General features: G+C 64.1%; 24 protein-coding genes. 11 read left to right on the top strand and 13 right to left on the bottom strand.

The features are described from left to right. Positions 1 to 241: 241 nt before the first annotated feature. A complete protein-coding gene (locus ACDK93_RS05885) occupies positions 242 to 1,510 on the top strand; it encodes a multidrug effflux MFS transporter (protein WP_458071668.1) in 1,269 nt (422 codons plus the stop codon). A gap of 60 nt (positions 1,511 to 1,570) precedes the next feature. Here ACDK93_RS05885 and ACDK93_RS05890 read toward each other — a convergent pair whose 3' ends face one another. From ACDK93_RS05890 to ACDK93_RS05915, 6 genes are all read right to left on the bottom strand, one after another. Beyond that, the gene (locus ACDK93_RS05890) at positions 1,571 to 3,355 is read right to left on the bottom strand and encodes a DUF885 domain-containing protein (protein ID WP_458071669.1); all 1,785 of its coding nucleotides are present in this window, start codon (positions 3,353 to 3,355) and stop codon (positions 1,571 to 1,573) included. Between the two features lie 111 nt (positions 3,356 to 3,466). Beyond that, complete coding sequence (locus ACDK93_RS05895; protein ID WP_458071670.1) at positions 3,467 to 3,982, bottom strand: hypothetical protein; 516 nt, start codon at positions 3,980 to 3,982, stop codon at positions 3,467 to 3,469. Between the two features lie 56 nt (positions 3,983 to 4,038). Then, positions 4,039 to 4,323: a cell division topological specificity factor MinE gene (gene minE, locus ACDK93_RS05900; protein ID WP_458071671.1), complete on the bottom strand. Its 285-nt coding sequence runs from the start codon at positions 4,321 to 4,323 to the stop codon at positions 4,039 to 4,041. A 5-nt stretch (positions 4,324 to 4,328) separates the two neighbouring features. Further along, positions 4,329 to 5,144 (bottom strand): septum site-determining protein MinD, encoded by an 816-nt coding sequence (gene minD, locus ACDK93_RS05905; protein ID WP_184601448.1) that lies wholly within the window; start codon positions 5,142 to 5,144, stop codon positions 4,329 to 4,331. Between the two features lie 74 nt (positions 5,145 to 5,218). Continuing rightward, a complete protein-coding gene (gene minC / locus ACDK93_RS05910; protein ID WP_458071672.1) occupies positions 5,219 to 6,010 on the bottom strand; it encodes a septum site-determining protein MinC in 792 nt (263 codons plus the stop codon). Then, positions 6,010 to 6,636, bottom strand: a complete 627-nt coding sequence (locus tag ACDK93_RS05915; RefSeq protein ID WP_458071673.1) for a GNAT family N-acetyltransferase — start codon at positions 6,634 to 6,636, stop codon at positions 6,010 to 6,012. Before ACDK93_RS05915 ends, minC begins: the two co-directional genes overlap by 1 nt. Before the next feature lie 217 nt (positions 6,637 to 6,853). Between ACDK93_RS05915 and ACDK93_RS05920 the strand changes: the two genes are divergently transcribed. The 7 genes from ACDK93_RS05920 (at position 6,854) to ACDK93_RS05950 (ending at position 15,486) form a co-directional block, all read left to right on the top strand. Continuing rightward, positions 6,854 to 8,077: a sensor histidine kinase gene (locus ACDK93_RS05920; RefSeq protein ID WP_458071674.1), complete on the top strand. Its 1,224-nt coding sequence runs from the start codon at positions 6,854 to 6,856 to the stop codon at positions 8,075 to 8,077. Between the two features lie 166 nt (positions 8,078 to 8,243). Continuing rightward, on the top strand, positions 8,244 to 8,885 hold the full coding sequence (locus ACDK93_RS05925) for a response regulator (RefSeq protein ID WP_458071675.1): 642 nt from the start codon (positions 8,244 to 8,246) through the stop codon (positions 8,883 to 8,885). Between the two features lie 472 nt (positions 8,886 to 9,357). Further along, the gene (locus tag ACDK93_RS05930) at positions 9,358 to 10,710 is read left to right on the top strand and encodes a polyketide cyclase (protein WP_458071676.1); all 1,353 of its coding nucleotides are present in this window, start codon (positions 9,358 to 9,360) and stop codon (positions 10,708 to 10,710) included. A 216-nt stretch (positions 10,711 to 10,926) separates the two neighbouring features. Continuing rightward, positions 10,927 to 11,880: an ABC transporter ATP-binding protein gene (locus ACDK93_RS05935; RefSeq protein ID WP_458071677.1), complete on the top strand. Its 954-nt coding sequence runs from the start codon at positions 10,927 to 10,929 to the stop codon at positions 11,878 to 11,880. After that, positions 11,877 to 12,611: an ABC transporter permease subunit gene (locus tag ACDK93_RS05940; protein WP_458071678.1), complete on the top strand. Its 735-nt coding sequence runs from the start codon at positions 11,877 to 11,879 to the stop codon at positions 12,609 to 12,611. Before ACDK93_RS05935 ends, ACDK93_RS05940 begins: the two co-directional genes overlap by 4 nt. A gap of 51 nt (positions 12,612 to 12,662) precedes the next feature. After that, the gene (locus ACDK93_RS05945; RefSeq protein WP_458071679.1) at positions 12,663 to 14,582 is read left to right on the top strand and encodes a Gldg family protein; all 1,920 of its coding nucleotides are present in this window, start codon (positions 12,663 to 12,665) and stop codon (positions 14,580 to 14,582) included. A gap of 28 nt (positions 14,583 to 14,610) precedes the next feature. After that, the gene (locus ACDK93_RS05950; protein WP_458071681.1) at positions 14,611 to 15,486 is read left to right on the top strand and encodes a cytochrome c oxidase assembly protein; all 876 of its coding nucleotides are present in this window, start codon (positions 14,611 to 14,613) and stop codon (positions 15,484 to 15,486) included. Between the two features lie 11 nt (positions 15,487 to 15,497). Here ACDK93_RS05950 and ACDK93_RS05955 read toward each other — a convergent pair whose 3' ends face one another. Further along, positions 15,498 to 15,950: a copper chaperone PCu(A)C gene (locus tag ACDK93_RS05955; protein WP_458071682.1), complete on the bottom strand. Its 453-nt coding sequence runs from the start codon at positions 15,948 to 15,950 to the stop codon at positions 15,498 to 15,500. Continuing rightward, on the bottom strand, positions 15,947 to 16,561 hold the full coding sequence (locus tag ACDK93_RS05960) for an SCO family protein (protein ID WP_458071683.1): 615 nt from the start codon (positions 16,559 to 16,561) through the stop codon (positions 15,947 to 15,949). The genes ACDK93_RS05955 and ACDK93_RS05960 overlap by 4 nt, the downstream gene beginning before the upstream one ends. An 82-nt stretch (positions 16,562 to 16,643) precedes the next feature. On the opposite strand from ACDK93_RS05960, the gene ACDK93_RS05965 reads away from it, so the two are divergent. Both ACDK93_RS05965 and ACDK93_RS05970 read left to right on the top strand, forming a co-directional pair. Continuing rightward, positions 16,644 to 17,021: a DUF423 domain-containing protein gene (locus ACDK93_RS05965; protein ID WP_458071684.1), complete on the top strand. Its 378-nt coding sequence runs from the start codon at positions 16,644 to 16,646 to the stop codon at positions 17,019 to 17,021. Positions 17,022 to 17,087: 66 nt separating this feature from the next. Next, positions 17,088 to 17,474 (top strand): hypothetical protein, encoded by a 387-nt coding sequence (locus ACDK93_RS05970; RefSeq protein ID WP_458071685.1) that lies wholly within the window; start codon positions 17,088 to 17,090, stop codon positions 17,472 to 17,474. A gap of 7 nt (positions 17,475 to 17,481) precedes the next feature. Here the strand turns inward: ACDK93_RS05970 and ACDK93_RS05975 are convergent, their stop codons facing one another. From ACDK93_RS05975 to ACDK93_RS05995, 5 genes are read right to left on the bottom strand one after another with little or no spacing between them, the layout of a single operon-like run. Continuing rightward, entirely contained in the window at positions 17,482 to 18,258 is a 777-nt protein-coding gene (locus ACDK93_RS05975) for a CPBP family glutamic-type intramembrane protease (RefSeq protein ID WP_458071686.1), read from the bottom strand. A 26-nt stretch (positions 18,259 to 18,284) separates the two neighbouring features. Next, entirely contained in the window at positions 18,285 to 18,770 is a 486-nt protein-coding gene (locus tag ACDK93_RS05980; RefSeq protein ID WP_458071687.1) for a hypothetical protein, read from the bottom strand. Further along, positions 18,748 to 18,936 (bottom strand): Arc family DNA binding domain-containing protein, encoded by a 189-nt coding sequence (locus tag ACDK93_RS05985; RefSeq protein ID WP_458071688.1) that lies wholly within the window; start codon positions 18,934 to 18,936, stop codon positions 18,748 to 18,750. Before ACDK93_RS05985 ends, ACDK93_RS05980 begins: the two co-directional genes overlap by 23 nt. Next, positions 18,926 to 19,279, bottom strand: coding sequence for a hypothetical protein (locus ACDK93_RS05990; RefSeq protein WP_458071689.1), 354 nt, complete (start codon positions 19,277 to 19,279; stop codon positions 18,926 to 18,928). The genes ACDK93_RS05985 and ACDK93_RS05990 overlap by 11 nt, the downstream gene beginning before the upstream one ends. A gap of 11 nt (positions 19,280 to 19,290) precedes the next feature. Beyond that, positions 19,291 to 20,160 carry an SPFH domain-containing protein gene (locus ACDK93_RS05995; RefSeq protein WP_458071690.1) on the bottom strand — a complete coding sequence of 290 codons (870 nt, stop codon included), beginning with the start codon at positions 20,158 to 20,160 and terminating at the stop codon, positions 19,291 to 19,293. Between the two features lie 148 nt (positions 20,161 to 20,308). On the opposite strand from ACDK93_RS05995, the gene purT reads away from it, so the two are divergent. Then, entirely contained in the window at positions 20,309 to 21,490 is a 1,182-nt protein-coding gene (gene purT, locus ACDK93_RS06000) for a formate-dependent phosphoribosylglycinamide formyltransferase (RefSeq protein WP_458071691.1), read from the top strand. Positions 21,491 to 21,539: the final 49 nt, after the last annotated feature.

Raw genomic sequence — 21,539 nt, forward strand, 5'->3', positions numbered from 1 at the left:
AAGCCGGTGGTGCAGGCATCATCAACCTCGTCGCTGACCTCGTTAGCTGAAGATCGTGCGTAAGGCGGTTCGTTCTGCCGCGGACTGAGACCGGACAGAACGGGAGGCATGCCATCTCCCAGGATCGTTGCTTTGATCGGTTCCGTATCCTAGTCGATATGGGCGGCGCATCGTCAAGCGAGTTGGTCGCCAGGGGTCGATATACTGAGCACCGTTTTCTCCGCGCATGGTCGATCCCGTCATGAACTCTTCCCAGCGCACCGTGCGCCGCAGCCTGCCTTGGCTGCTTGCCGCGCTGTCGATGATCGGGCCGTTTTCGATCGACGCGGTGTTTCCGGCGTTCCCGCTGATCGGCGCGCACTTCCGTGTGGACGACGCGGCGCTGCAGCAGCTGATCAGCGTGTATCTCGTCATGTATGCGTCGATGAGTCTGTTCCACGGCGCAATCTCTGACGCGATCGGCCGCAAGCCCGTGATCGCGACCGGCATGCTGGTGTATGCGCTTGCGTCGGCCGGCGCGGCGATGTCGACCTCGTTTCCCACGCTATTGGCGTGTCGCGGCCTGCAGGGCATGTGCGCCGGCGCGGGGCTGGTGGTGGGGCGCGCGATCATTCGTGACAGCCTCGAGGGCGCCGATGCGCAGCGGCTGATGTCGCGGGTGATGATGATTTTCGGCGTGGCGCCGGTGATCGCACCGATGGTCGGCGCACTGTTGCTGACGTTTGACGGCTGGCACGGCATCTTCTGGGTGCTGACGGCGTTCACCGCGCTGCTGTCGCTGGCGCTGTTGCTGCTGCTGGACGAGACGCATCCACCCTCGCGGCGCACGTCGTTTTCGCCCCGGCCGCTGCTGGCCGGATACGCGTCGTTTGGCCGAGATCGCGCGTTCTGGCCGCTGCTGATTTCCAGCTCGGTGAATTTCGCGGGGCTGTTTCTGTACATTTCGTCGGCGCCGCGCATCGTGCGCGAGCTGCTGCATCTGTCGGCGGCCGGATTCCCCTGGCTGTTCATGCCGGTGGTGTTCGGGCTGGTCGGCGGCGCATGGCTGTCGGGGCGCATGGCCGAGCGGCGCAGCGCGCGCTTTACGGTGAACCTGGGCTATGCCGCGATGCTGCTGGCGTGCGCCTTGCACATCGTTTTCGCGCTGGTGTTTCCTGAGCCGAGGCTGCCATGGTCGATGCTGCCGCTGACCCTGGAAGGCATCGGCGTGCAGCTGGCGTTCCCAACCCTGACCCTGCTCTTGCTGGACCGTTTCTCGAGCCAGCGCGGCGGCATTTCGTCGGTGCAGGCCTTTGCCAGCCTGCTGCTGTGCAGCGCCGTGGCCGGCGTGATCTCGCCGCTGCTCTCCGGCAGCATGCTGCGGCTGGCGCTGGGCGCCTCGACGCTGAGCGTGACCGGCGTGCTGTCGTGGTGGTGGTACGGCAGCGTCTGCAAACGTTCGGCCGCACTGCCGCTGGCAGCGGCCGATGCCAGCGTGACGCTGCAGGCGGAGATCGCCGAGCCGCTGTGAGTAATGATCGCGCGCGGCGAGAGTCCGGCCTTGCGCGATGGCCTTGCCCGATGGAGAACGTCAGAGCGTCGGCGACTTGTCGTGCAGCATTGCCTCGCGCACGATCGCGATCGGCGCGAAACCCTGCTGCATGAATCTGTCGTGGAACTGCTGCAGGTTGAAGTTCTTGCCTTCCTTTGCTGCCACATCCTGGCGCAGCTTCAGGATCTGCAGCTTGCCCAGCGTGTAATACAGATACGTCGGGTCGGAGGTGCCGCGCTTGGTTTCCACCTCGCCGACCGCTCGCGACTGGTAGCCCTGCTTGACGAAGAAATCGACCGCCTGATCCATCGTCATCTGGCCGGTGTGCAGCTTGATGCCGACGACAAAACGGGCGTTGCGCAGCAACGCATCCTGCAGCTGGCCGAGGCGCAGCAGCAGCTGCCGGCGTTTGTCGTTCGGGTAGACGTAAGCGGCCAGCCCTTCGTCGAGCATCATCTGCTCGCAGTAATGCGCCCAGCCTTCCACGTTGGTGGTGGCACCGAGCAACTTGCGCGAACGGTCGTCCAGCTTGTGCATCCACAGAAACTGGATGTAGTGACCCGGATAGGCCTCGTGCGTGGCGATGGCGGAGATCACCGGGTAGCTGAACTGCGCCATGAATTCTTTCGTCCGCTGGGCGGTCCAGTCGGGCTCGGGCAGCGTGACGTTGAAGTAGGCTTCCTTAGCGACCGTCTCGTACGGTCCGGGCGTATCCATGGAGGCGAAGGTAGTAGCCCGCATGAACGGCGGTGTTTCCTCGACGATTGGGCGCACGTCGGAGGGGATGGTGATGATCTGCTTGAGCTGGATAAAGCCGACCAGCTTGTCGAACGTGCCGCGGAAGGTATCGAGGATCTTGTCGGCGGCCGGATAGTCCGAGCCCAGCTCGGCCAGCACCTGCTGCGGCGTCTTGCCGGGGTCGAGCTGTTTGGCGACGTCGGCAAAGGCCTGCTGGTTCTGCTTCATGTTGGCCATGTCGATGGCCAGCAGCTGATCCAGCGGGATGTTGACCATCTCGTCGTACTTGAGCTTGTCGCGGAACGCTGCAGCGCCAATGCGGAAGTCGCCGTGCGAGCGCCGCAGCAGATCGGTCTTCAGCCAGTTCTGATAATCCTGCAGCGACTGGATCACCGCCGCGTTGCTGTCGGCGAACTGCTTTTTCAGTGCCGCATCGCTGACGTCGGTAAAGGCCGATGGCACGTCCTTCTGGAAGAACTGCACCAGGCCGGGCAGTTGCTGCAGCGCAATCTGCGTGTAGATCAGCGGCGGGTTGACCAGATTCTTGCGCGCATCGACGAGTACGGCGGGCATCAGCTTTTCGCGGGCGACCAGATCGCGCAGGCGCGTTTCCGGCGGGGCGAACTTGCGCTCCATCAGAGTGAAGGCGCTGTTGGTGATGCCGCTGGAATAGACGTCCGGATTTTTCTGCCACGGCTTTATCGTCTGCAGGGTGAGCAGAGTGCTGCGAATATTGTTCAACACAAGCTCGCGGTCGCCGCGCACCCGCTCGCCGAGTTTCGAGGCATCCACCGCCGCCACTTTCGCCTGCCACTGCTGCAGCGTTTTGATATTGGCGTCGACGCCGGCACGCGAATAGTCCTCCAGCCTGGTGTCGAAGTCGTGCAGGCCGTCGGCGGTGGCCATGGTCGGGTTGGTGGGGAAGTAGTAGCTGTCGAAATAGCTGTCCGCCAGGCGGGTGAATGCCTGGTCGGCTGCCGCCGTGGACGATGCTGCGGGGGCGGGAGTTGCCTGCGCTGCTGCGACGGAATTCCCAAAAGCCGTAACGGCAAGCGCGCCGATCAGCGCGTACGAAAGTTTGTTCATCATTCCACTCCCCGGGCAAAGGCGCCAAACAGCGCCGTGACAAAAATCAGCGGTCAACACTAGCAGGTGGCAGGGCGGCTTTTGCCGTCGGACGCCGATCGATGTTGCCGCTCAGCAGGGCAGGTCGCGTTCGGCAAGAAAATTGCGCGCGCTGCCGGCATCGCGTTCGAACCACGCGCGCGTCGAGCCCAGTCGGAACGAGTAGCCCCAGGCATCCATATCGGCCATGAGCCGTTCACGCCCGACGCCGGGCAGGCGGTCGGCCAGTACGATCTGCAGATAGCAGGTGGCGTCCTCTTCCTCGATGGAATCGGTGGCGTCGGTATGGACGTCTGGACGTCTTTCTTTCGGCAGAACGATAAGGTGGCCGGCTTCGTGCAGTAACGAGTGTACTGGCGTGTCGTCGCGCGCATAGACTGTGGTGCCGATGATGCCGGCTTCCTCGTCGCCCCAGAAGCTGCCGGGGATCGGCGTGTCGTCGGCCACGCGTTCTAGCCTCAGGCCGAAGCTGGCGAGCAGGGCCGCGGGCGCGTCGAATCCAATCTGAGCCATGCGCATCACGGTGTCAGCTGGATCGCTGCCGATCAGCTCGCTGGGTGTCTCGCCGGTAAGGGTTTGGGGATGCATGAAGTGTTGCCAGATCACAAGGCGTGCCGGACGTCAGCGCTCCGGCCCCGCTGACTTCAGCTGGCCGCGGCGTCGCTCTTGCCGGTCGCCTTGCCGTCCGGCAGAGCCACGGAAAGTTCGAGGATCTCGTGGCCGCTGTCCTGCTCCAGCTTGATGCTGATCGCTTCGATATCGACGTGGACGTATTTCTTGATCACCTCGAGCAGCTCGCTGCGCATCATTGGCAGGTAGTCGGGCGCACCGCGGTTGGAGCGCTCCTGCGCCACGATGATGCGCAGGCGTTCGCGGGCCACGTTGGCGGTGGGTTCACCCTTGCGCTTCAGGAAATCCAGAATGCCCATCGTGATCAACCTCCGAATACGCGCTGGAGAAAGCCTTTCTTCGGCACGTCGATAAAGCGCAGCGGCCGTTCTTCACCGAGGATGCGGGCCACCGTGTCGCTGTAGGCCTGGCCGGCGAGCGAATTGGCGTCGACGATCACCGGGATGCCGTTATTCGACGCAGTCAGCACGTTTTCCGATTCGGGAATCACGCCGACCACGCTGATGCCGAGAATTTCCTCGACGTCCTTTACGCTGAGCATCTCGCCGATGGCGACGCGGGCCGGGTTGTAGCGGGTCAGCAGCAGATGCTGGGTGATCGGCTTTTCGCCGCGCTCGGCGCGCCGCGTCTTGCTGGCGAGCAGGCCGAGGATGCGATCGGAGTCGCGCACCGAGGACACTTCCGGGTTGACCACGACCACGGCGTGATCGGCGAAATACATCGCCAGGTGCGCGCCCTTCTCGATGCCGGCCGGGGAGTCGCACACGACGTAGTCGAAGCCGTCCTCGGACAGGCCGTCGAGCACTTTCTCGACGCCTTCCTGGGTCAGCGCGTCCTTGTCGCGGGTCTGGCTCGCCGCCAGCACGAAAAGATTCTCGTGGCGCTTGTCCTTGATCAGCGACTGCTTGAGCGTGGCCTCGCCGTGCACGACGTTGACGAAGTCGTACACCACGCGCCGCTCGCAGCCCATGATCAGGTCGAGGTTGCGCAGGCCGACATCGAAGTCGATCACGGCGACTTTCTTGCCCGCCATGGCCAGGCCGGTGGCGAGGGAGGCGCTGGTGGTCGTCTTGCCGACGCCGCCTTTGCCGGAAGTGACGACGATAATCTCAGCAGTCAATGGCTCATCTCCGGGATATTTTTATAATTTGTTGTTGGCGTTGGTTCGCGGCCGGGTGGATTGCACCCGGATTGTCACAGTTTGGCGATCAGCAGCTTTTCACCATCAAGCCAGCATTGCACGGACTGGCCCTCGAGGTCGTCAGGAATTTGTTCAAAGACCCGATATTGCCCGGCAATGGCCACCAGTTCGGCGCGAAAGTCGGAAATGTAGATGCGCGCCTTTTCGTCCCCCTGCGCGCCGGCCATGGCGCGGCCGCGCAGGCTGCCGTAGATGTGAATATGGCCGTCGGCGATGACTTCGGCGCCGTTGGCGACCGCACCGGTGACGATCAGATCGCGGTCGCGGGCGTAAATCTGCTGGCCCGAGCGCACCGCGCCCAGGTGATGCTGGGCGCCGATCGACGTGCCGGGCGCCGGCGCCGACAGAATCGGCTCGCGCAGATCGGGCTCGGGCTGAGCGTGCTCGCGCGCTTTAGCTTTCGTGCGTGGCGCCGGCTCCTCCATGGGCGCCGCCCCTGCCACCGGCTCGTAGGCCGCGCGGAATTTGGCAATCAGCGGCAGGCCCATGCGCTTGGCCAGGGCTTCGGTCTCGCTGGTGCCGTAAGCCAGGCCGACCGGCAGCATGCCCGCGCTGCGCACGGCTTCAAGGAGGGCGTCGACGGCGCCGTCATCGGGCAGGTTCAGCAGGTGGCTGAGGTCCAGCACCACGGCAGCGCGGGCGAACATCGCCGGTGCCGAGCGCACGCGTCGCTCCAGCTCTTCGCACAGCGCTGCGGCATCGACGCGGCGCACGCGTACGCAGGCGATGCCGACCTGGCCGAAGCGCAGGTCGCAGGCCTCGGAAGTTTCCGCTTTGGCGTTCATCAGCGGGTTTCTCCGGACGATGATGTGGGACGGGGTGAGAGATTGATCGAGGACATCAGGCGCGGGCTTTCCGCCAGCCACGGCACGTCGGGCAGGCCGCCGTGATCGAGCCAGGTTTCGCGAACGTAGCTGTAGCTGGGAAGATCCTTGGCCAGCAGACTGACCTGCGGGCCGTCCTCGCCCATGCGCTGCTGGCCCACTTCCTGAAAGCCGTAGGTGCCGTGGAACAGCACGACCACGTCGTCGCGCGGCTCCAGAAACACCTCGCAGGTCATCAGCGGCACGCGTACTTCGGCGTAGCTGTTGACGTCGGAATAGAAGATGCGGCCCAGGCCGTGGCGACGGTAGGCGTTGGCGATGACGATGCGATCGATATAGACGAACTGCGGGTAATGCGCGGCGAACCAGCGGTAGTTGGTACTTTCGTAATCGCCGCCCTCGCGCAGGGCGATGACGAAGCCGGCCAGGTTCCCGTCGATCTCGGCCACGCGGAAATATTCGGCGTGATCGTGGAAGTAGCGCAGCCGGCTGGCATCCAGGGCAAGAATGGAACGTCCGGCGGTGTTGTTGAGTGCCAGTACGGCGTCCAGGTCGTGCTCGTGCACGTCGCGGATGGCAAGAGCCATGCGTTGCTCCGCAATGATGGGGTCGATAACGAGGACGGTTCCGACCCTCGTGGAGGCCGCCATTATGGCATGCGGGTGGCGGCCTTACATCCCGCGCCGCGGCAGCGCTCCGGCAGCGTCGCCACGCCTCTTTCATCCCGAGGCGGAGGCATTTTGCGCCGGCAGGCATGACTTTTTGCGCATTGCGCAAAACCCCATCACGGCCAATGATGCCGGCATGCGCTGGCCCATGTTCAATCACACCCGACTGCTCCGCTATGCGGGGTTTTTCACCTATCTGTCGGTGGGTACGCCGCTGATAACCAACTGGGCGACCGAGCGTCTGAATCAGCTGCAGCGGCCAAATTTTGCGCTGCTGCTGTGGACGCTGTGCTACCTCGTCTTTGGCTTGATGTACTGGTTGCTCACCAGCAACCTCGGCTCGCGCCGGCATCCGGTGCTGAAACTGCTCGGCCTGACATTGATGACGGCAGTGGCCGTCGCGGTGGGCTGGTACAGCCATAGCGGCCTGTCCGCGATGCTGATGGTGGTGGCGTCACTGGTGCTGCCGTGGCTGCTGCCGTTCTGGCTGGGTGTGTCCTGGCTGGTGCTGCAGCAACTGAGCCTGGTGGCGGTCTTCGTCACCTTTCCCGAGTACGACCACAGCATCGCGCTGAGCCTGCTGCAGGCGAGCATCTATCTGGGTATTTCCGTGCTGGTGTTTGTCACTTCCACCGTGGCCAGCCAGCAGGCCGAGCAGCGCGACGTGCAGCGGCGGCTCAACTCCGAACTGCGTGCCACCCGCGCGCTGCTGGCCGAATCCAGCCGCATCGCCGAGCGCATGCGCATCGCGCGCGACCTGCACGACCTGATCGGCCATCATCTCACCGCGCTCAGCCTGAATCTGGAAGTGGCCAGTCATCTCACCAACGAAGCTGCCAGTGCGCATGTGCGCAAGGCGCAGAGTACGGCAAGGCATCTGCTGGCGGACGTGCGCGAGGCGGTCAGCGAGCTGCGCCAGGACGACGCCATCGATCTGACCCAGGCCCTGCGCAGCCTCACCGATGGTGTCCCTGGATTGAGCATTCACGTGACCATGCCGCCGCGTTTCAGCGTGGAGGATCCGCGGCGCGCCCAGGTGCTGCTGCGCTGCGCCCAGGAAATCATCACCAACGCCGCCAAACATGCGGCCGCATGCAACCTGTGGCTCAATTTTGCCTATGCCGACGCCAGCCTGCTCGGCCTGCATGCGCGTGACGACGGTCGCGGGGCGGAGCAGATCGAGCCGGGCAACGGCCTGTCGGGCATGCGCGAGCGGCTGGCGGAATTCGGCGGCAGCCTGACCCTGGAAACCGGCATGAGCCAGGGTTTTGCCCTGACGATACGGCTGCCGCTGGGCGAGCACAGCGCGCTGGCGCACGCACCGACCCGCTTCGAGCCGCCCGCATTGAGCGTATCGTGACGCGCCGACAGGGCGCCGACTGCGGCGGTCGTGCAAGAATGGGCCTCGTCGACCGGGGCAGGGTCGCCGGATGGGCTGCGTCTATCGAGCATCAATCCACACGTTGTCCTGCGAGCTGCGTTCGCCGAGCTCATGGCTGTCTGAAACGTTTGTCCGAGGATTCGCGATGATTTCCGTTTGTCTCGTCGACGACCAGAATCTGGTGCGCCAAGGCGTGCGTTCGCTGCTGGATCTTTCCGAAGATATTCGGGTGATTGCCGAATGCGCCGACGGCGCCCAGGCGGTGGTGGACATTCCGCGTATCAAGCCGGACGTGGTGCTGCTGGATCTGCGCATGCCCAATATGAGCGGGCTCGAGGTGCTGCAGGCGCTGTCGGCGCGCAGCGAGCTGCCGCCCACCATTATTCTGACCACTTTCGACGACGATCAGCTGGTGCTGCAGGGCCTGAAGGCCGGCGCACGCGGCTATCTGCTGAAGGACGTGTCGCTGGAGCAACTGGTCGAAGCGGTGCGCACGGTGGCCGGCGGTGGTTCGCTGGTGGCGCCGATGGTGACGCAGCGTCTGATGGCCGGCGTGTCGCGGATGCATAACCAGTTCACCAGCCTGGAGCAGCCCGATCCGCTGACCGAGCGCGAGACCGAGATTCTGCGCCTGCTGTCCGGTGGCTACAGCAACAAGGAAATCGCCAACTCGCTGAAAGTGGCCGAGGGCACGGTGAAGAACCACGTGTCCAACATCCTGTCCAAGCTGGGGGTGCGCGACCGCACCCGCGCGGTGCTGAAGGCGCTGGAGCTGGGCATTGTCTAAGAGCCTGTTCAAAGTCTCCACGTAGCTCGCGCTGCCGCCTGGCGGCCACGGCGAGGCAACCCGCAGGGCCGGGTCTGTTTGCCCGCCATCCGGCGTCATCACTCGGTCGTGGACGGACGTCCACTCCCCGTTCTTCCTTGGTCTGCGTGCAAACAGCTCCCGGCGTGGGCCACGCGGAGACTTTGAACAGGCGCCAAGTTTCTGCGTCGGCGAACAGCTCTGCTTTCGGCCGGTATTTTGCTGCGCCGCGACGAAGTTTGCGTCGGGCCGATCGGGTTGGCACGGGCGCCGCAGCTGGGTTTGCGCGTTTCGTCGAGACGGGGAAAACGTCGTGGCGTTCAAGCGCGCGAGCAAGTAACATCCGTAAGCTCGGCATGTGCCGGACCTCGTCGTCACTGTGGCCCCACAGGTGCTGCAGCCGGCAACCCCTCTTTAGTTAGGTATGGCGTAGAGACGCTCGGAGAACTCTGGAATGATGCGTGCCCTTGAATTTCTTGTAGCCCTGGTCATCGTCGCCGTGCTCGGTGTGCTGGCCGCGGTGGTCATGCCCGGCAGTGGTCATATCGACCGCTCCCTGGTTATTGGCAAGGACATGCGTCAGGTCTACGACGTGCTCGACAACTTCCATCGCTTCCCGGATTACTCGGTGCTGCACACCTACGATCCGCAGATGGAGTTCAAATTCTCCGGCAAGGCCTACGGCCCTGGTGCGGAAGTCAGCTGGGACAGCGCCGATCCGAAAGTCGGCAGCGGCGGCCTTACCATTGCCAGCGCCACGCCGAACTTCGACAAGATCGACAGCAACACTAAGGACGCGTCCATTGTCTGGGATGTCGACAACGCCTGGCGCGGTCTGGACAAGCACTTCACCCTCGACCTGCATCGCCAGGGCAACCGCGGCCAGCTGACCGACGTGAAGTGGTCGTACGACGTGAAGTACGGTTGGAACCTGATCAACCGCATGGCCAATCTCTACATCCACGGCGATCCCGACTCGTTCATCCAGTTCAGCCTGAATAACCTGCAGAACGTGCTGGCGGCGGTGCCGAACATCGACTACAGCAAGCTGATTCCGTTCATCGCGCAGACCCAGCAGGCGCCCGTGCTGCTTGTTTCCACGCAGATTGCCCGCAAGGACGGTCTGGACGGCCTGGACGACGCCACCAAGAAGGCCATCGGCCAGATTCAGGCGGCGGCCAAGAAGCTTGGCGTCAACGTCACCGGTCCGCGCGTGCTGATTACCACCAACTACGGCGATGAGACCTTCACCTTCGACATTGCCATGCCGATCGATTCCAGCACGCTGACCGTCGGCGGCCAGAGCCAGCAGCTCACCGCCGCCACGACGCCTTCGCTGGATGCGCCGGCTGAGTCGGGCACGGCTGCGGCGCCGGCAGATGCCAACGCCGCTCCCGGCAGCCGCGACCGCTTCGGTCGTCTGGTGATCGACGGCAACGTGCGCGCCGAACTGGCGTTCGGCGGCTCGGCGCTGAAGGGCGTCTGGAACGGCACCTTCGCCGGCGTGCCGCAAGTGCGCGACATGTTGAAGGCTTATGCGCAGACCCACGGCTACAAATTTGACGACGTCGTCAATCGTTCGTACGACATCCTGGTCACGCCTGAAGTGAAGGATGCCGGCGGCAACGTCACCACGTATGCCAAGTACGAGGTCTACCTGCCGGTGACCAATGCGCCGCAGCAGACGCCGGAGCAGGAAGCCGGCATGCAGCCGCCGTCGCCGGACAGCGATTCCCCGGCTGCCGCCGCTCCGGCGGCTTCCGGCACGGCCGCGGCCCCTGCGCAGGCCACCAGCGCCGGCAAGTAAGCTCGGCAGAGGTTGGCCATCGAAAGGCTCTTCCGCTCAGGAAGAGCCTTTCGTTTTTACGGAATGGCCAGGCGGTTGACGGCTGGCCTGCGAACGCCCCGCCGGCAACGCGGTCCGATGCTGAAGCCTCTAGCGCTGGTGAGGCGGCAGGTCGCGCGCCGATGATCGTTATTACGGGCATGCGATGATTCGTCTGGAACCTCTTTTCTCGCGAACATGATCGAAACCGACCAGCTCACCCGATGCTATGGCCACCTGACCGCCGTTGATGCGCTGAGCATTCGCGTTGAGCCCGGCCAGGTGCTGGGCCTGCTCGGCCCCAACGGCGCCGGCAAGTCGACCGCCATGCGCATGATCGCCGGCTTTCTGATCCCTACGTCGGGCACCGCCCGCGTGTGCGGCTACGACGTGTCGCGCGAGCCGCTGAAGGCCAAGCGCGCGCTTGGCTATCTGCCCGAAGGCGCGCCCAGCTATGGCGAGATGACGGTGCGCGAATTTCTGCAGTTCATCGTGCGCATGCGTGGGCTCACGGCGGATGCCGCCTATCGCCGTTTCGACGAGGTGGTGCAGCGGCTGCAGCTGGAGGACGTGCTGGGACTGTGCATCGATACCCTGTCCAAGGGCCTGCGCCGGCGCGTGGGTCTGGCGCAGGCGATCCTGCATGATCCGCCGGTGCTGATGCTGGACGAACCCACCGACGGCCTCGATCCCAACCAGAAGCACGCGGTGCGGCAGCTGATCGACACGATGGCGCGCGAGCGCACGATCCTGATTTCCACGCACCTGCTGGAAGAGGTGCACGCGCTGTGCAATCGCGTGGTGATCATCGCCCGCGGCAGGCTGTTGGCCGACGCGACGCCGGCTGAGCTCGAGCAGCGGTCGCGCTATCACGGCGCGGTGTCGTTCAGCGCACCCGGCAGCGGCATGTCGCAGGAAATGCTCGGCCGCCTGCCGCAGGTGGCCTCGATCGAGGTCGACCCGCTGGACGGGCGCATCACGGTGTTTCCGAAAGTCGGCGAACGCATCCTGGAGCCGGTGGAAAGGCTGCTGCGCGAGCAGGGTCTGGAGGTATCGGAGATCCAGCTGGAGCGCGGCCGCCTCGACGAAGTGTTCCGTCAGATCACCACCCAGGACTGCGCGCGCGACGCCGCGGCCGGAGTGAGCGCATGAGTCCGATCACGGCGGTGATGCGTCGCGAACTGCGCAGCTATTTCGTGACGCCGGTGGCGTACGTGTTTCTGGTGATCTTTCTCGTGCTGGCCGGCACGCTCACGTTCTACGCCGGCGATTTCTACGAGCGCGAGCAGGCCGACCTGCAGCCCTTTTTCGTGATGCATCCGTGGCTGTATCTGATCCTGGTGCCGGCGATCACCATGCGCATGTGGGCAGAGGAGTCCAAGGGCGGCACGCTGGAGCTGCTGCTGACGCTGCCGCTGACGCTGTGGCAGGCCATGCTGGGCAAGTTTCTGGCGGCGTGGCTGTTCATCGGCCTGGCGCTGCTGCTGACTTTTCCGATCTGGATCACCGTCAATTATCTGGGTGCGCCCGACAACGGCGTCATCGCCGCCGGTTACCTGGGCAGCTGGTTGATGGCCGGCACCTTTATCGCCATCGGCGCCTGCCTGTCGGCGCTGACGCGCAGCCAGGTGGTGGCGTTCATCCTCACCGCCCTCGTGTGCGTGCTGTTGATACTCGCCGGGCAGCCGCAGGTGCTGGACTTTTTTCAGGGTGCGCTGCCACGCAAGCTGGTGCACGCCATCGCGCATCTGAGCATGCTGCAGCATTTCGACGCGATCTCGCGCGGCGTGCTGGATGTGCGCGACTTGTTGTATTTCCTGATCAGCATGATCGGCTGGCTGATCGCCGGCGTACTGCTGCTCGATCTGAAGCGGACTCGCTGAACGATGCCCGGCACCGAATCCATCCATCAGCGTTTGCGCCGAGCGTTTGCAATGCCACTACGACCCAGCCGGCGTACGGTGCTTTACGGGCTGCTGATCGTGCTGATGCTGATCTTCGCATCGCTGATCGTCACCACCAGCCGCTGGCTGCGCGCCTCGCGCATCGACCTCACGACGGACCAGCTGTATACCCTGACGCCCGGCACGCTGCATATCATCGACACGCTGCAGCGCCCGCTGAAAATCACCCTGTATTTTTCCGATCACGCGGCGCGCGACCTGCCGCAGCTGCGCAGCTACGAGCAGCGCGTCAGCGAAATGCTGCAAGAGATGGTGGCGCGTTCGCACGGCCGCATCCAGTTGCAGATCATTGATCCGGTGCCCTATTCCGACGATGAGGCCAGCGCGGAAGGCAGCGGCCTTACTGCCGCCAGTGGCGGTACCAACGGCGAGCGGATGTTTTTCGGCCTCGCCGGTACGGCGGCTGCCGCCCCTGGCGACGGCACGCCCGCCGACGCCGCCGCGGCGAGTGGCGACGCGACGGAAGAACGGCCAGTGGAGCGCGCGCTGTCTATCCCGTTTTTCGATCCGGCTCGCGAGTCGTTTCTCGAATACGACGTGGCGAAACTGCTTTACGAGTTGAACCAGTCCAGCAAGCCCGAGATCGGCGTGATCAGTTCATTGCCGATCAATGGCAATCCGGTGCTGGGCGAGCAGCCGTGGGCGGTGGTGCAGCAGCTCGGGCAGCTGTTCGATATCCGAACTCTGGATGCGGACAAGCTCAAGCAGATCGATGAAAAGATCAAGGTATTGCTGCTGATCCAGCCGCGCCACCTGTCGACCGATGCGCAGTATGCGATCGACCAGTACGTGCTGCGTGGCGGCCATCTGGCGGTCTTCGTGGACCCCGACGCCGAGCTCGACACGAGCGCCGGTGCGTCGACTCTGGTTGGCGGTGGCCAGCCCGACCAGAGTTCGAATCTGCCGAGGCTGTTCGCTGCCTGGGGCGTTGTCTTCGATCCGCAGAAAGTGGTGCTCGATCGTGCGCGCATGCTGTCGATCGAGCAGGGCGGCAGCAGTTTCAATCACCCAGCCATGCTTGGACTGGGAACGCAGGAGCTCAACCGTGACGACGTCATCACGGCCAGTCTGCAGCGCATCAACGTCTCCAATGCCGGCCATTTCGACCTGGCGCCGAACGCGCGTACCCGCCTGACGCCGCTGTTTCAGAGCAGTGCCGAGGCCGAACTGGTGTCGAGCCAGCGGGTGATGGCGGCAAGCAACGATCCGACCGAGTTGCTGCAGGATTACAAGCCGGACAACGCGCATTACGTACTGGCGGCGCGTTTGCGTGGTCCGTTTGTTTCGGCATTTCCCGAACGCGCCGGTCAGGCGGGGCATCTTGCGGCGTCTGGGCCGAACGCCGAGGTGGTGCTGGTGGCCGATACCGACATGCTGAGCGACCGGCTGTGGGTCGAGCCGCAGAATATCCTCGGTCAGACGATGCTGCGGGTGTTCGCCAACAACGGCGATTTCGTCAACAACCTCGTCGACAATCTCAGTGGATCATCGGCTCTGCTGTCTATACGCGGACGTTCGACCTCACAGCGCCCTTTCACCCGGGTGCAGGCGCTGCGCAACGTCGCCGATCAGAAGTTTCTGCAAAAGGAGCGCGAGCTGGAGCAGGAACTGGCCGAAACGCGGCGCCGTCTGGAAGAATTGCAGCCGTCCAAGGGCAGTCAGCCCAGCACCGCCACTACCGAGCAGCGGCGCGAGATCGAGCAGTTTCGGCAGCGCCAGCTGGCGATCAACAAGGAGCTGCGCGACGTGCAGCATCAGCTCAACGCGGAAATCGATCGGCTGGGCTTCCGCCTGAAGTTCATCAATATCGTGCTGGTGCCGATGCTGGTGGTTGCGTTTGGACTGCTATACGGCTGGCGTCGCTCCCGTCGCAGTCGCGAGCGCCGATGATGTCGCCGACCTTGGGCCAGGTGCTGTCGTGATCGCCACGCTCTTGAAATGGGCGGTGCCGTGGGAGTTTTCGTGGGTTTTCCTTGCGGCATTTCTCACCACGTGTGTGCTGTACGTGCGCGGCAGCCGTCGGCTCACGGTAAGCTTCAGCCGGCAGCTGGTGTTCTGGATCGGCATGGCGATCATCTATCTGTCGCTGCAGACGTATCTGGATTATTACGCCGAGCACGAGTTCTTCATGCACCGCATCCAGCAGGTGCTGCTGCATCATCTGGCGCCGCTGCTGATCGTTACGGCGTATCCGGCCAGCGTATTGCGCGCCGGTCTGCCGCTGGCGTTTCGGGTGCGCGTGCTGCGGCCGCTGCAGCGGTCGTGGCCCTGGCGCCTGGTGATGGGCGTGCTGCTGAATCCGGCGGTGGCGACGGTGCTGTTCATCGGCTTCATCCTGATCTGGCTGATTCCGTCGATGCAGACCACGGCGATGCTGGACTGGCGCGTGTATCGCTTCATGAACTGGACTATGCTGATCAGCGGCTTTGCCTACTGGTCGCTGGTGCTCGATCACCGGCCGCATCCGCCCGGTCGCATGATCGCCGGGTTACGCGTGCTGTCGCCGGCGATCACGATGACGCCGCAGATTCTGGTCGGCGCGATCGTCACGTTTTCGAAAACCGACCTCTATCCGATCTTCGAAATCTGCGGCCGCGCGTTTACCTTCAACGTGCTGACCGGGCAGATGATCGGCGGTGTGATCACATGGGTGCCTGCCGCGCTGGTGGAATCGGTCGGTAGCCTGATGGCGCTGCGTCAGTGGCTGTGGCTGTCGCGCCATGGCCGGCTGCCGCGGCGCGTGCCGCGGCAGGCGATCGTGCGGTCATCCGGCGGCGCGGCGTTGAATAAATAACCCCGAAGACTTTAGCTGCCGGCATCCACCGCATTGGCGGGGCGGGTGATGAAATCGGTGGGCAGCGTGCTGCCATCGGCAAATTTCAGGTTGATGCGAACGGTGTCGCCCGGCTTCACCGCATGCGTCGACTTCATCAGCATGAGGTGGTAACCGGCGGGCGCCAGCGTGGCCTCGCCGTGCGCGGGCACGGTTACGGAGTCGACCATGGCCATGCGGCTCATACCGCCCTCGCTGGAACTCTGGTGCAGCATCACGTCGGCGTACGCGTCGCTGCCGGCGCCTTTCAGCGCGACCGGCTGATCGCCACTATTTTCCAGCGTGACATACGCGCCGGCGGGCAGGTCGCCTGGCAGCACCCGCAGCCACGCGTGGACGGCTCGAATGTGTTCGGCCTCGGTGGCCTGGGCTGCGCCGGTCAGCAGCAGTCCGGCAGCGAGAAACAGCAGTGCCTGTCGTTTCATGTGGGGTTTCCGTTGTCGAGCAGCAGGTGCAGGTCATGCACCAGATCATCCTGCGAGTCGGCCGGCGTGGCTAGTACGCGCGCCGCGCCCTTGCTGTCGAAGACGTACATCGCCGAGCTGTGGCTGACTTCGTAATTGCCGTCCTTGCCGTCCGGTTCGCGGGTGTAGGCGGAGCGGTAGCGCTTGCTCAGCGCCTCGATGTCGCGCGGATCACCGGTCAGGCCGACGGCGCGCGGGTCGAACGCATTCACGTACGCGTGCATCACCGGCGGTGTGTCGCGGGTCGGATCCACGCTGACGAACAGGATCCTTGCCTTGTCCGCCAGCGGCCCCAGCCGCTGCATCACCACGTGCAGCTGCGCCATGGTCAGCGGGCAGACGTCGGGGCAGTGGGTGTAGCCGAAGTACAGTACGACCACTTTGCCGCGATAGTCCGCCCCGGTGACCGGCTTGCCGTGATCGTCGGTGAGCTTGAAATCGAGGTCGGGCATGTGGCCGCTGACATCGGTGAGACGGAACGGCAGCTTTTCCTCGCGCTGGCATCCGGCCAGGGTGATGAGCGCGAGCAGTAGCAAAAGCAGGGCGAAGCGCTTCGGGCGGCGGAGCTTCATGCGAGAATCCAGGCTGTTCATCCGATCAAGCATACGACACCGACGCCGGCTCGGCGTTGCCCCCTTCAAAAGGCTGCCCTCCATGCGTCAAGTCGTCCGTACCCGAATCGCCCTGCTGGCTGGAACGGCGGGCGCCAGCGCGGTGTTGCTAGGTGCTTTTGGTGCGCATGCGCTGCAGAAGATGCTCGACCCGCACAGCCTCGAGCTGTGGCATACGGCGGTGAATTATCATATCTGGCACGCGCTGGCGCTGGCCGCTGCCGTGGGCTTGGGAGCAGGCCGCAGTCGACGTGTAGCGATCATGGCCTTTGCTCTCGGCATCGTGTTGTTCAGCGGCAGCCTCTATGCACTGGCGCTGGGCGCGCCGCGCTGGACGGGAATCATCACGCCGTTCGGCGGCCTGGCGTTTATCATTGGCTGGATTGCGCTGGGACTTTCGCTGCGCTGGCATCGCGACTGACGCCGATTGCCGCGCACGAGGTCGCCGCGTCATCCCGGTGTCATGCCGCGGCGTCAGGATGGCCGCATGAACATGCATGCGCGCTCGGGAATATCAGCCTGGATACTCACCACGGCCACGCTCGCAGCACTTGTCGGGCTGGTTATGGGCGGCTTCGGCGTCGATCGCGCGGTGCCGCTGGCCGGAGCACGCTCATCGATGTCCGGCACGCTGGTGCACTGGCATGACGCGAACCATGACTGGCTGGTGGTGGGCGACGGAGAGAGTGACCAGCTGAGCATCTACAACGCCGCCGACGGCAGCCTGGTGCGGCGCGTTGCCGTGCGCCACGGCCTCAACGATGCCAATGCGCTCGCGCAGCGCGACGGCCGTTTGTTTGTCGTCGGCGACGATGGCCAGTTGGGTGAGCTGCAGCTGCCGCAGCTGCAGATGGTGGCGGTCAACGGGCCCTGAGTCACTGCTAAAGAGCGCTCGCCAGCGGCAGCGCCACATGGAGAACGAGATCGGCGCTGAAATGCGCGACCATCGCGTGCTCCAGTCCGAATTTCCAGAACAGCACGCCGGTGACGATGCCCACCAGCGCATTGAGCAAAATGATCCGCGCGACGGGCAGCGCCGAGTGAGCCATGCCGGCGGCAAACGCGCCGGGCAGATGGCCCGCACCGAACAGCAGCGCCGCCAGCAGGATAGCGGTGACAAACATCCATGGCCGAGCCTGTTGCCGGTTGAACGTCGCCAGCAGCCACACGAACAGGCTGAGAAGAAATAGCCGACACTCCACCTCTTCCACGATGCCGCCATAAAACGACGCCAGCGCGCCGCGCCACGCCCAATCCAGCGAGCGGACTGTGGTTGCCGCTGCCGGATGCGGCAACAGCAGGCTGATGGCGATGACCAGCAGCGACGCCAACACGCCGAGCACGATGGCGGCCAGCCAGCGGTGTTCGGCTGAGGGATCACGCGTTTGGTGGTAAACCCAGGCGCGCAACCACGGTGCATTCAGGCCGTAGCGAGCGCCCAGCAACAGGCCCAGCCAGCCCAGCAGCAGGCAGAGCCCCCCGGCCTGCGCCGCCTGCAGCAGCATCACGGTCCACCAGGGGTGCCGCAGCATCCCAAATTTCAACGGCATCAATGCGAGCGCATAGGGAAACAGCAGCGCGGTCGCGATAACACCGGCCAGGCCGAACCACAGCGCGAGTTTCAGATGCGGCCCGCGCGCTGGCGTGGGCATGGGCATGGGTAATGCCGGCACTGTCGAGACCATCATGGCTGCGGAAACACGTGAAAGCCGGCGATCTGGCCGGCGGGCGAACAGACCACCACGGCGTTGGCGACCTCGTCGCCGAAATGTATCGGCGTCACCACGATGTCGTTGCCGTCTTTGCGCACGAGCCGGGCATCGTCGCGAGCGCCGCGTGCGCCCCACCGGTGCGGAAGGTTCTCCCAAAAGCTTTGCAGCCTTTCCGGCGTGAGCGTTTTCATTTTTGCGTCGAAATCAGCGCCAGCGATGGCGTAATTGCCGCGATCGAGATTATCCAGCAGCTTGCTGGACGTGTTCCTGCAATCGGTGGCCTGTATGGCGCATGCGCCTGCTGCCGAAAAGAAAAAAAGCCCCGCGGAAAACCATCGGCGGTATGTCATCGAAAAACTCCTGTTGCATCGATTGGACTCAAGCGGCACGTGGCGGCTCTGGTTCCGGCGCATCCGGATAGGGCCGGTCGAGCCATCAACCAACCTCGTCGTCAGCATCGGAGGTCTTGCCGTTTTTCATGCGCCCCGCCTTGCGCAGCGCCTCCCGCAGCACGTACTCGATCTGCGCGTTGACGCTGCGCAACTCATCGTCCGACCACTGCTGCATGGCCTTCAGCACGTCGGCGCTGATGCGCAGCGGATAGGCTTTTTTCTCAGCGGCCATGCGTTCGCTGGTTTTCCCGCAGGCGCAGCAGCATCAGGAGCATCAGCAGCACCAGAGCGCAGAGGCCGCCGATAAAGATCACGTGGGCCAGATTGTCGGTGGCCAGATCGTAGAAGCCCTCATAGCGGTAAACACCGAATCCGGCCATCCATACGGTCATCGCAAAAAAGACGTTGCCGATATCTCGGCCCGCGCGCTGGCGCTTTGCTTCATCGACCTTGTTCCAGTCGACGATGCCATGCACCAGGCCCTGCGGGCCGCGCGTGCGAATCACCCAGCCGACGACGGCGACAACCATGGCGGTAAACAGCTGCATCAGCAGTTCGGAAATTGGTGTGGACATGGCCGGTCTCCTCAGCCGCTGTAGAGCGAGCCGGTATTGACCACTGGCTGGGTGCCACGTTCGCCGCACAGCACGACCAGAAGATTGCTCACCATCGACGCCTTGCGCTCCTCGTCGAGCTGCACCACGCCGCGTTTGGACAGCTGATCGAGCGCCATCTCGACCATGCTCACCGCGCCTTCGACGATCTGCGTGCGTGCGGCAATAATGGCGCCGGCCTGCTGTCGCTGCAGCATGGCCTGGGCGATTTCCTGCGCGTAGGCGAGGTGGCTGATGCGCGCCTCGACCACCTGCACGCCGGCCTTGCCCAGCCGGTTCTGGATCTCGTCGCGCAGGTGCGAGTTGATCACGTCGCCATGGCTGCGCAGCGAGGCCTTGCTGTCGTCATGCGCATCGTAGGGATAACTCTGCGCCATCTGCCGCAGCGCCGACTCGGTCTGGATGTGCACATAGTTTTCGTAGTCGTCCACGCAGAACACGGCCTCCGCGGTATCGACCACCTGCCACACGACAATGGCGCCGATCTCGATCGGATTGCCGTCGCTGTCATTGACTTTCAGCTTGCCGCTTTCGAAGTTGCGCACGCGCAGCGAGATCCGCTGCTTGCTGTAGAACGGATTGGTCCAGCGCAGGCCTTCCACGCGCACGGTGCCGGCGTACTTGCCGAACAGCTGCAGTACCTGGCCCTCGTTCGGAGCAACCTGGAAAAAGCCTTTGGCCAAAAACACCGCGACGGCAAAAATCGGTACGGCGATGGCAGGAAGCCACAGCGGCAGACCATCGTTCGCCTTGACGAAACCCCCCAATCCCATCGCCAGAAGCAGCAAACAGACAACGATCAGCGGAATGCCCGCGATCGAAAAACCCTTGCGTTCGTTCATTGGTGCGACCCTCCCTTGGAGGCATAATTAGATATCAAAGTGATATCTATCTGCAAGTGCCGCCGCGGTGGTCGATGCCTGACGAAAGCTCGACAGGCCGATCGCCACGGCGACGACTTACAATGCCGGTTTGCATACGGAGCAAGCGATGAAACCGTTCGGCACCCCTCATTCCGCCCACGCGTTGCGCGTGCTTTTGCTGGGTTCCGGCGAGCTGGGCAAGGAAGTAGCCATTGAGCTGCAGCGTTTGGCGGTGGAGGTGATTGCGGTCGACCGCTACGCCAACGCGCCGGCGATGCAGATCGCTCACCGCAGCCACGTCATCGACATGCTCGACGGCGACGCGCTGCGCGCGCTGATCGAACTGGAAAAGCCCGACCTGGTGGTGCCGGAGATAGAGGCAATCCATACGCCCACCCTGATCGCGATGGAGAAGGAAGGCCTGCATGTGATTCCCACCGCGCGCGCCGCGTGGCTGACGATGGATCGCGAGGGCATCCGCCGGCTCGCCGCCGAAGAGCTGAGGCTGCCGACTTCCCCGTATCGTTTTTGCGACAACGAGCAGCAGTATCGCGATGCCGTAGCTGCTATCGGCCTGCCGTTCGTGATCAAGCCGGTGATGAGTTCCTCGGGCAAGGGCCAGAGCGTGGTCAAGCGCGAGGACCAGCTGCAGGCGGCGTGGGATTACGCGCAGTCCGGCGGCCGCGCCGGCAAGGGGCGCGCCATCGTCGAGGGCTTTGTCGCCTTCGACTATGAGATCACCTTGCTTACCGTCCGTCACAAGAGCGGCGTGAGTTTCTGTGCGCCGATCGGCCATCGTCAGGAAGACGGCGACTACCGCGAATCGTGGCAGCCGCAGCCGATGAGCGATATCGCGCTGGCCGAAGCGCAGCGTCAGGCCGAAGCAATCACCGGCGCGCTGGGTGGTTGGGGCGTGTTCGGCGTGGAATTTTTCGTCAAGGGCGATGCGGTGATTTTTTCCGAAGTCAGCCCGCGACCGCACGATACGGGACTGGTGACGCTGATTTCGCAGGATCTGTCCGAATTTGCCCTGCATGCGCGCGCGATTCTCGGCTTGCCGATCCCGGTGATTCATCAGGCTGGGCCGTCGGCGTCGTGTGCGGTGCTGGTGGAGGGCGAGGGCGAAGCGCCGCGTTATCACGGCGTGGCCGAGGCGCTGGCCGAACCGGACACGCAGCTGCGCATCTTCGGCAAGCCGGCCGTCAAGGGACGCCGACGCATGGGCGTGACGCTGGCGCGCGCCGAGTCGGTCGAAGCGGCAATCGCGAAGGCCAAGCGAGCGGCCGGCTGCCTGCGCATCGAGCTGTAATTCCAGAAGACTCATCGATCTGCTTCCGCACGCAACGACAAAAATCTCC

This window comes from Rhodanobacter sp. BL-MT-08, assembly GCF_054161255.1.

Excerpts from the sequence above, each read along its gene's own strand:
- ACDK93_RS05885 (WP_458071668.1), top strand. The coding sequence starts at position 242 with ATGAACTCTTCCCAGCGCACCGTGCGCCGCAGCCTGCCTTGGCTGCTT.
- ACDK93_RS05890 (WP_458071669.1), bottom strand. The coding sequence starts at position 3,355 with ATGAACAAACTTTCGTACGCGCTGATCGGCGCGCTTGCCGTTACGGCT.
- ACDK93_RS05895 (WP_458071670.1), bottom strand. The coding sequence starts at position 3,982 with ATGCATCCCCAAACCCTTACCGGCGAGACACCCAGCGAGCTGATCGGC.
- minE (WP_458071671.1), bottom strand. The coding sequence starts at position 4,323 with ATGGGCATTCTGGATTTCCTGAAGCGCAAGGGTGAACCCACCGCCAAC.
- minC (WP_458071672.1), bottom strand. The coding sequence starts at position 6,010 with ATGAACGCCAAAGCGGAAACTTCCGAGGCCTGCGACCTGCGCTTCGGC.
- ACDK93_RS05915 (WP_458071673.1), bottom strand. The coding sequence starts at position 6,636 with ATGGCTCTTGCCATCCGCGACGTGCACGAGCACGACCTGGACGCCGTA.
- ACDK93_RS05920 (WP_458071674.1), top strand. The coding sequence starts at position 6,854 with ATGCGCTGGCCCATGTTCAATCACACCCGACTGCTCCGCTATGCGGGG.
- ACDK93_RS05925 (WP_458071675.1), top strand. The coding sequence starts at position 8,244 with ATGATTTCCGTTTGTCTCGTCGACGACCAGAATCTGGTGCGCCAAGGC.
- ACDK93_RS05930 (WP_458071676.1), top strand. The coding sequence starts at position 9,358 with ATGATGCGTGCCCTTGAATTTCTTGTAGCCCTGGTCATCGTCGCCGTG.
- ACDK93_RS05935 (WP_458071677.1), top strand. The coding sequence starts at position 10,927 with ATGATCGAAACCGACCAGCTCACCCGATGCTATGGCCACCTGACCGCC.
- ACDK93_RS05940 (WP_458071678.1), top strand. The coding sequence starts at position 11,877 with ATGAGTCCGATCACGGCGGTGATGCGTCGCGAACTGCGCAGCTATTTC.
- ACDK93_RS05945 (WP_458071679.1), top strand. The coding sequence starts at position 12,663 with ATGCCACTACGACCCAGCCGGCGTACGGTGCTTTACGGGCTGCTGATC.
- ACDK93_RS05955 (WP_458071682.1), bottom strand. The coding sequence starts at position 15,950 with ATGAAACGACAGGCACTGCTGTTTCTCGCTGCCGGACTGCTGCTGACC.
- ACDK93_RS05960 (WP_458071683.1), bottom strand. The coding sequence starts at position 16,561 with ATGAAGCTCCGCCGCCCGAAGCGCTTCGCCCTGCTTTTGCTACTGCTC.
- ACDK93_RS05965 (WP_458071684.1), top strand. The coding sequence starts at position 16,644 with ATGCGTCAAGTCGTCCGTACCCGAATCGCCCTGCTGGCTGGAACGGCG.
- ACDK93_RS05970 (WP_458071685.1), top strand. The coding sequence starts at position 17,088 with ATGAACATGCATGCGCGCTCGGGAATATCAGCCTGGATACTCACCACG.
- ACDK93_RS05975 (WP_458071686.1), bottom strand. The coding sequence starts at position 18,258 with ATGCCCATGCCCACGCCAGCGCGCGGGCCGCATCTGAAACTCGCGCTG.
- ACDK93_RS05980 (WP_458071687.1), bottom strand. The coding sequence starts at position 18,770 with ATGCTGACGACGAGGTTGGTTGATGGCTCGACCGGCCCTATCCGGATG.
- ACDK93_RS05985 (WP_458071688.1), bottom strand. The coding sequence starts at position 18,936 with ATGGCCGCTGAGAAAAAAGCCTATCCGCTGCGCATCAGCGCCGACGTG.
- ACDK93_RS05990 (WP_458071689.1), bottom strand. The coding sequence starts at position 19,279 with ATGTCCACACCAATTTCCGAACTGCTGATGCAGCTGTTTACCGCCATG.
- ACDK93_RS05995 (WP_458071690.1), bottom strand. The coding sequence starts at position 20,160 with ATGAACGAACGCAAGGGTTTTTCGATCGCGGGCATTCCGCTGATCGTT.
- purT (WP_458071691.1), top strand. The coding sequence starts at position 20,309 with ATGAAACCGTTCGGCACCCCTCATTCCGCCCACGCGTTGCGCGTGCTT.